This window comes from Deltaproteobacteria bacterium (genome assembly GCA_009930495.1).
Taxonomy (GTDB): Bacteria; Desulfobacterota; Desulfovibrionia; order Desulfovibrionales; family Desulfomicrobiaceae; genus Desulfomicrobium.
In genome coordinates this window covers 1-5,931 of record RZYB01000161.1, presented here as the reverse complement: position 1 = coordinate 5,931, position 5,931 = coordinate 1, and the positions used below count along the sequence as shown (strand labels likewise).

Sequence of the window (5,931 nt, the reverse complement as noted above, 5' to 3'; positions counted from 1 at the left end):
TCCCGTGGCCAGGGCTGCCTTGCCCAGGATGAGCGGCAGTTGGCGGTTCAGGCGGGCGGCCTCGGCCGGTTCGTCCTCGGCCTGATCGACCTTGGTGTAGGCCACGGTGTTGAAAACGACATCGGCGCGGGTATCGGTGATATAGGCTTCCACCGCCGGCAGGTCGAAAAGGTCCAGGTTTGCGCGGCCGGGGGCATGCACGGTCCAGCCCCGGCTGGCCAGGACCGAGCTTAGGGCCTGCCCGAGCAGGCCGGTTTTTCCGCCCAGCACAACGGCGTTCATGCGTGCCTCTCGGCGTACCATGCGTCCATGAACTGGCGATAGGCTCCGCTCTGGACCTCGTCAAGCCAGGTTCCGTTGGCTTGGTACCAGGCCAGGGTCTGGGCCATGCCGTCTTCAAAGGTTACCCGCGGTGTCCAACCCAGATCCCGTGTGGAGCGGGCAAAGGCCATGGCGTAACGGCGGTCGTGGCCGGGGCGGTCGGTGACGAAGGTGATGAGATCCTCGTTTTTTCCGGTCAGGCGGAGGATTGTTTTGACAACATCCAGATTGGCGCGCTCGGCGTCGCCGCCGAAGTTGTAGACGGCGCCGGGTTGCCCCTTGAACAGCGTGGCCTCCACGCCCTTGCAGTGATCCAGGACAAAGATCCAGTCCCGGACGTTTTGGCCGTCGCCGTAGACCGGAATGGCTTCCCCGCGCGAGGCCCTGAGATATGTCAGCGGTATGAGTTTTTCCGGGAATTGGTACGGGCCGTAATTATTGGAACAGCGGGTGATCATGACCGGCATGCCATAGGTGTGGAAATAGGCCCGGGCCAACAGGTCCGAGGAGGCCTTGGACGCCGAGTAGGGTGAATTGGGCGCCAGGGGCGTGTCCTCGGTGAACTGGCCGGTGGCTCCGAGGGTGCCGTAGACTTCATCCGTGGACACATGCACGAAGCGGGGGATTTCCGCCCGACGGGCTGCTTCCAGCAGGTTCTGGGTGCCCATGACGTTGGTGGTGATGAACGGGAACGGGTCGCTGATGGACCGATCGACATGGGATTCGGCCGCGAAATGGACGACCGCGTCGAAGCGGAAGCGCTGCATCAGTTCCGGGACCAGGGTTTGGTCGCAGATGTCGCCGTGCACGAAATGGTAGCGGCGATCCAGGTGCGCGGCCTCCACTTCGGCCAGGTTGCGACGGTTGCCCGCGTAGGTGAGCTTGTCCAGGTTGACGATGACCATGTCGGCGTGGGCGCCCAGCATATAGTGGATGAAATTGGAACCGATGAAGCCGCAGCCCCCGGTGACGAGCAGATGCATGGAAAACTCCTGTTCTTGACGGAATCGGGTTTGGCGGCCAATGGGGCGTGTACCCTGGCGCGCCGGATTCGGGCGGGCCAAAAAATACGCAAAGAGACACGGATATGCAAATAGTCCTCTATGAACCCGAGATTCCGCCCAATACCGGCACCATCGCCCGGCTCTGCGCCGCGACCACGACCCGCCTCAACTTGATCGAGCCCCTGGGCTTCAGCCTGGAGGACCGCTATCTGAAGCGGGCCGGCCTGGACTACTGGCCGCATGTGGACAAGAAGATTTGGCCGAGTTGGACCGCCTTTCTGGACTCCCGCCCAACGGGCCGCTTGATCTGTACCAGCGCCCGGCGCGGGTTGAGCTACCACCGTTTTGTCTTCCGGCCCGACGACCTCATCGTGCTCGGTCCGGAAACCCGTGGCCTGCCTGCCGAGGTTCTGGATCAGGCTGAACACGTGGCGAGGCTGCCTATCTGGGGTCAGGTCCGCAGCGTCAATCTGGCCAATGCCGCCGCCGTGCTTCTCTACGAAGCCTACCGCCAGACCGGTGAGCTGGATCGGCGCGAGGTCGCCGAATAACCACCAATCGCGGAGATCCCCATGCTCGACGCGTTCTATGCCATGCCCGTCAATCTGGCCGTGTTCGTGTTTTTGTTCGGATGCGTGGGTCTGGACCTGCTTTTCGGCGATCCCCATGATTGGCCCCACCCTGTCCGGCTTATCGGTCGGGCCCTGGCCCAATTGGAAGGTTGGGCGCGGCGGTGCTGGTTGGGGCCAATCGTGGGCGGCGGACTGGTCGTGGTCGGTTTGGCCGGGTTGTGCTTCGCTGCCGTCCTGTTTTTGACCGGATTGCCGCTTATCGGCGAACTGTTGGCCCTGTATCTGGGTTATGCCGGCTTGGCCTGGGGCTGTCTGCTGCGTGAGACCCGCGCCGTGCTGGCCCTGCTCGACGCGGGGGATCTGCCGGCGGCCCGCGTCCATCTGGCCGGCTTGGTCAGCCGGGACGCGCCCGACATGGACGAGGGCGAGGCCTACCGCGCCCTGGGCGAAACCCTGGCCGAGAATTTCAACGACGGCTTCGTGGCGCCGCTTTTCTGGCTGGCCCTGTTCGGGCCGGCCGCGCTGTGGGCCTACAAGGCGGTGAGCACGGCCGATTCCATGTGGGGCTATCGCACCGAGCGATTCGAGCGGGTCGGCAAGGTCGGGGCCCGGCTTGATGACGTTTTGGCCTGGATTCCTGCCCGACTGGCGGCTGTGTGCATCTGGCTGGCCGGGTGGCTCATGCTGCGGCCATCGTCGCTGGGCCGCATTGCCCGCGAGGCCAGGACCATGGACAGCCCCAACGCCGGTTGGCCCATGGCTGCCGCCGCGCATGCGACGCGGGCCGGCATGGGCGGACCGACCCGCTATTTCGGAGCAATCAAGGACAAGCCCCGGCTTGGGCCGGACAAGCCTTGGAGCGGGGACGCGATTCGGGCTCTGCGCCGGGTGTTGCTGCTCGCGGCGGGGTTGGCGGCGGTTTTTTTGGTGGTTGTGGGCAGCTGGCTGGCGTGGTGGCGATTGGGTGCGTAAAAACGAAAAATATGCGTCAGATTGCGTCGGCGCGGCCGGCGTTGGCGTGGGGCGGAAAATTTTTTCGGACCGGGGCGCGTCCGCCCTCCCGCGGATTATTTTTTTCTGGCATCGCGAACATAAACCCGTGTTTCCCGCCGGTCGATTTCAAACAGGCCAATGGCCGTGATCAGTTCGCTCAGTTTGGTGAATCCGTAGGTGCGCGGATCGAAATCGTTGGCGGTTTTGAGCATGAGACCGCCCACCGGGCCAAGGTGGGCCCAGCCGTTTTCATCCGAACAGGCTTCGATGGATGAGCGGATGAGGTTGATCAGGGTCGTGTCGCACCGCAATTCCTTGGCCGGGCGTGGCGTCAGGGTCGCGGTTTGCGGGCCTTCGGCTTTTTGAGAAAACACTTCGGTGTAGATGAAGCGGTCGCAGGCCGCGACAAAGGGCCGGGGTGTTTTCATCTCTCCGAATCCGTAAACCCGGCAGCCCGATTCCCGGATGCGCGCGGCCAGACGGGTGAAATCGCTGTCGCTGGAAACAAGGCAGAAACCCGCGAAATGACCGGTGTAGAGCAGATCCATGGCGTCGATGATCATGGCGCTGTCCGTGGCGTTTTTACCCGTTGTGTAGCGGAATTGCTGGATCGGCTGGATGGAATGTTCGAGCAGGGCCTGCTTCCACGGACCAAGATTGGGCGTGGTCCAATCGCCGTAGATGCGTTTGACGCTGGCCACGCCAAGTTTGGCGACTTCGGCCAGAAGCCCGTCCACGATGGCCGGATTGGCGTTGTCCGCGTCGATGAGGACGGTCAGGGATGCGTTGGGATCCGTGGGTTGTGCCATGATGCCCTCTCTGTGTTGAATTTACGCTTCCCATCTCGCCCAGTTGCCGCTGGGCAGATCGAGCACATCAGGTCCGCTGCGGAGCAGCATTTCTCCGCAGTCCAGGGTGCCCGCGTCGAACGTCTGGGCGAGCAGATTTTTAAGGACAATGGGCGAGAAGCCCGGCGTGTGCGAGGTCAGGACGACGAAGAGCGGTGTTTCGCTTAAAATTTGCCGGACCAGATCCAGGGTGTCCTGGACGTTTTTTTCGATTTTGTAGAGCTCGCCGCGTTTGCCCCGGCCAAAGGACGGCGGGTCCAGGAGCACGCAGTCGTATTTGCGTCCTCGCCGCGCTTCCCGTCGTAGGAAGGCGCCGACGTCATCGACGATGAAGCGGATGCCGGCGTTGTCCAGACCGCTCAGGGCCGCGTTGCCTCGCGCCCACTCGATCATGCCCTTGGACGCGTCCAGGTGGCAGCACCGCGCTCCGGCCTGGGCCGCGGCCAGGGTCGCGCCGCCGGAATAGGCGAAGAGGTTGAGAAAGCGGGGCGCTTCCGGTCGATCCCGTGCTGCCCGGCGCACGGCGTCCGCGATCCAGGACCACAGGTCCAGGGTTTCGGGGAACACGCCCAGGTGTCCGAAATCCGTGGTCGAGAGGCGCATGCGCACGCCGCGCAACGTTACGACCCATTCCGGGGGTAGGGCGTCGCGGCCATGCCAGTTCAGGCCATCCTTGCGGTCGAAGGAGGCATTGGCGCTGTCCCAGAGTTCGGGTCGGCGCGGCGACCATACGGCCTGAGCGCAGGGCCGGGCCAGGATGATGGGGCCGAAGCGCTCCAGTTTTTGGCCGTGGCCGCTGTCCAGGAGCTCGTAGTCGTCGGAGATGGCTGCTGTCATGGAAACCTCAAAAGAAAACCCTTCCGGGCGGCTGCCTGGAAGGGTTTTGCGTTCGTGGTGGGCGATACGGGATTTGAACCTGTGACTTCCACCGTGTGAAGATGGCACTCTCACCACTGAGTTAATCGCCCGAAGTGAAGGAGCCTTTAGCCCCGAGTTTTGCATCCTGTCAAGAATTTGTGTGGGAAATTGGATGTCACGCCTGCGATTGATTTTCGTCTCGACAGCGAGGTTACGTGCTGGTATCTATCGGAAATGCTGAAAAATCATGAGGTTTTTGGCGTTTTTGGGGTTTTGCCGGGCCGATAGCGCAGGCGTCGCTGGAGATGGACATGCGTGCTTCGAGACTGATCTGTCTTGTCGTGATTTTTTGTCTGTGGGCCGTGGGCACCCATGCCGCCGTGCGACTCAGCGCGGAGGAACGGGCGTGGCTGGACGCCAATCCCGACAAGTTGGTTCTGTGGTTTGACCAGAATTACCCTCCGATTGAGTTTTTATCCGCCGAGAACACGTTCGCCGGAATGGGCGCGGACGTCATGGGCCTGATCGAGGACCGCCTCGGCGTTGCCTTCCACAAGATTCCCTCCTTGGATTGGGACCGGCAGCTGCTCTCCCTCGAAAATGGCGAGTCGGCCATTGCCCCGGCTATCGTCGAGACGAAGGACCGGGTCCGGTTCGCTTTTTTCAGTGCCCCGTATATTACCATCCCGGCCGTGATCATCGCCACCCAGGGCAATGATGCATTTTTCAGCCTCGAGGACTTGGCGGGCCATCGCGTGGCCGTGGTGCGGGGCTTCGTGTCCGAGGATTTCGTGCGTCGCGAATACGGCGACCGATTGCGCCTGGTTTTGGTGAAAAACGTTCAGGAGGGGCTGCGCGCCGTTTCCTTTGGCGTGGTCGATGCCATGGTCGAGAACCTGGCCGTGGCCGCGTTTCATATCGACAGGGAAAAGCTCCCCAACCTCAAGGTTTCCGGGACCACGCCCCTGGCTTATTCCCAGAGTTTCGCCGTGAGCAGAAAATATCCGCTGCTCTTCAGCGCGATGCAGAAGGCCATGGCCGATATCCCGCAGGCAGAGCTCATCGATATCGAAAGGAAGTGGATTTCCCTGCACGAAAACACGATGAGCCCGGAAATGCGCATGGCCCTGCGTTTCGCGGTGGTGTTCGTGCTGGCCCTGATCCTGTCCCTGGCCGGCATGAGCTGGCTGCTTGGACGCAGACTGGACGAGAAACGGGCGCAGCTGGGTCGGACGGAGGCCACGCTGCGGGAAAAAGTCGAGCGGTTGAACATGGCCTTCGAAGCCTCCAGCGATGGGCTGTGGGACTGGAACATTCCCACGGGCGCCATGTTTT

General features: G+C 62.5%; 7 protein-coding genes and 1 tRNA gene. 3 read left to right on the top strand and 5 right to left on the bottom strand.

What is annotated here, in order from left to right; all coding sequences use genetic code 11:
* Both EOL86_11480 and rfbB read right to left on the bottom strand, forming a co-directional pair.
* Positions 1-282 (bottom strand): NAD-dependent epimerase/dehydratase family protein (locus tag EOL86_11480; GenBank protein NCD26194.1); only part of this gene is annotated, 282 nt, incomplete at its 3' end.
* On the bottom strand, positions 279-1,304 hold the full coding sequence (gene rfbB / locus EOL86_11475; protein ID NCD26193.1) for a dTDP-glucose 4,6-dehydratase: 1,026 nt from the start codon (positions 1,302-1,304) through the stop codon (positions 279-281). The genes rfbB and EOL86_11480, both read right to left, overlap by 4 nt.
* A gap of 104 nt (positions 1,305-1,408) precedes the next feature.
* Here rfbB and EOL86_11470 point away from each other — a divergent pair, with 104 nt between their 5' ends.
* Both EOL86_11470 and EOL86_11465 read left to right on the top strand, forming a co-directional pair.
* Entirely contained in the window at positions 1,409-1,876 is a 468-nt protein-coding gene (locus tag EOL86_11470) for a tRNA (cytidine(34)-2'-O)-methyltransferase (GenBank protein ID NCD26192.1), read from the top strand.
* Between the two features lie 42 nt (positions 1,877-1,918).
* Complete coding sequence (locus EOL86_11465; GenBank protein ID NCD26191.1) at positions 1,919-2,869, top strand: cobalamin biosynthesis protein; 951 nt, start codon at positions 1,919-1,921, stop codon at positions 2,867-2,869.
* Between the two features lie 95 nt (positions 2,870-2,964).
* Here EOL86_11465 and EOL86_11460 read toward each other — a convergent pair whose 3' ends face one another.
* The 3 genes from EOL86_11460 to EOL86_11450 all read right to left on the bottom strand — a co-directional run bounded on the left by EOL86_11460 (position 2,965) and on the right by EOL86_11450 (position 4,706).
* Positions 2,965-3,699 (bottom strand): NYN domain-containing protein, encoded by a 735-nt coding sequence (locus EOL86_11460; protein ID NCD26190.1) that lies wholly within the window; start codon positions 3,697-3,699, stop codon positions 2,965-2,967.
* Positions 3,700-3,720: 21 nt separating this feature from the next.
* Positions 3,721-4,575 carry a hypothetical protein gene (locus tag EOL86_11455; GenBank protein NCD26189.1) on the bottom strand — a complete coding sequence of 285 codons (855 nt, stop codon included), beginning with the start codon at positions 4,573-4,575 and terminating at the stop codon, positions 3,721-3,723.
* A 55-nt stretch (positions 4,576-4,630) separates the two neighbouring features.
* Positions 4,631-4,706 (bottom strand) — tRNA-Val (locus EOL86_11450).
* A 195-nt stretch (positions 4,707-4,901) separates the two neighbouring features.
* Between EOL86_11450 and EOL86_11445 the strand changes: the two genes are divergently transcribed.
* A partial coding sequence (locus EOL86_11445) for a transporter substrate-binding domain-containing protein (protein ID NCD26188.1) occupies positions 4,902-5,931 on the top strand: 1,030 nt, incomplete at its 3' end.

Excerpts from the sequence above, each read along its gene's own strand:
- rfbB (NCD26193.1), bottom strand. The coding sequence starts at position 1,304 with ATGCATCTGCTCGTCACCGGGGGCTGCGGCTTCATCGGTTCCAATTTC.
- EOL86_11470 (NCD26192.1), top strand. The coding sequence starts at position 1,409 with ATGCAAATAGTCCTCTATGAACCCGAGATTCCGCCCAATACCGGCACC.
- EOL86_11465 (NCD26191.1), top strand. The coding sequence starts at position 1,919 with ATGCCCGTCAATCTGGCCGTGTTCGTGTTTTTGTTCGGATGCGTGGGT.
- EOL86_11460 (NCD26190.1), bottom strand. The coding sequence starts at position 3,699 with ATGGCACAACCCACGGATCCCAACGCATCCCTGACCGTCCTCATCGAC.
- EOL86_11455 (NCD26189.1), bottom strand. The coding sequence starts at position 4,575 with ATGACAGCAGCCATCTCCGACGACTACGAGCTCCTGGACAGCGGCCAC.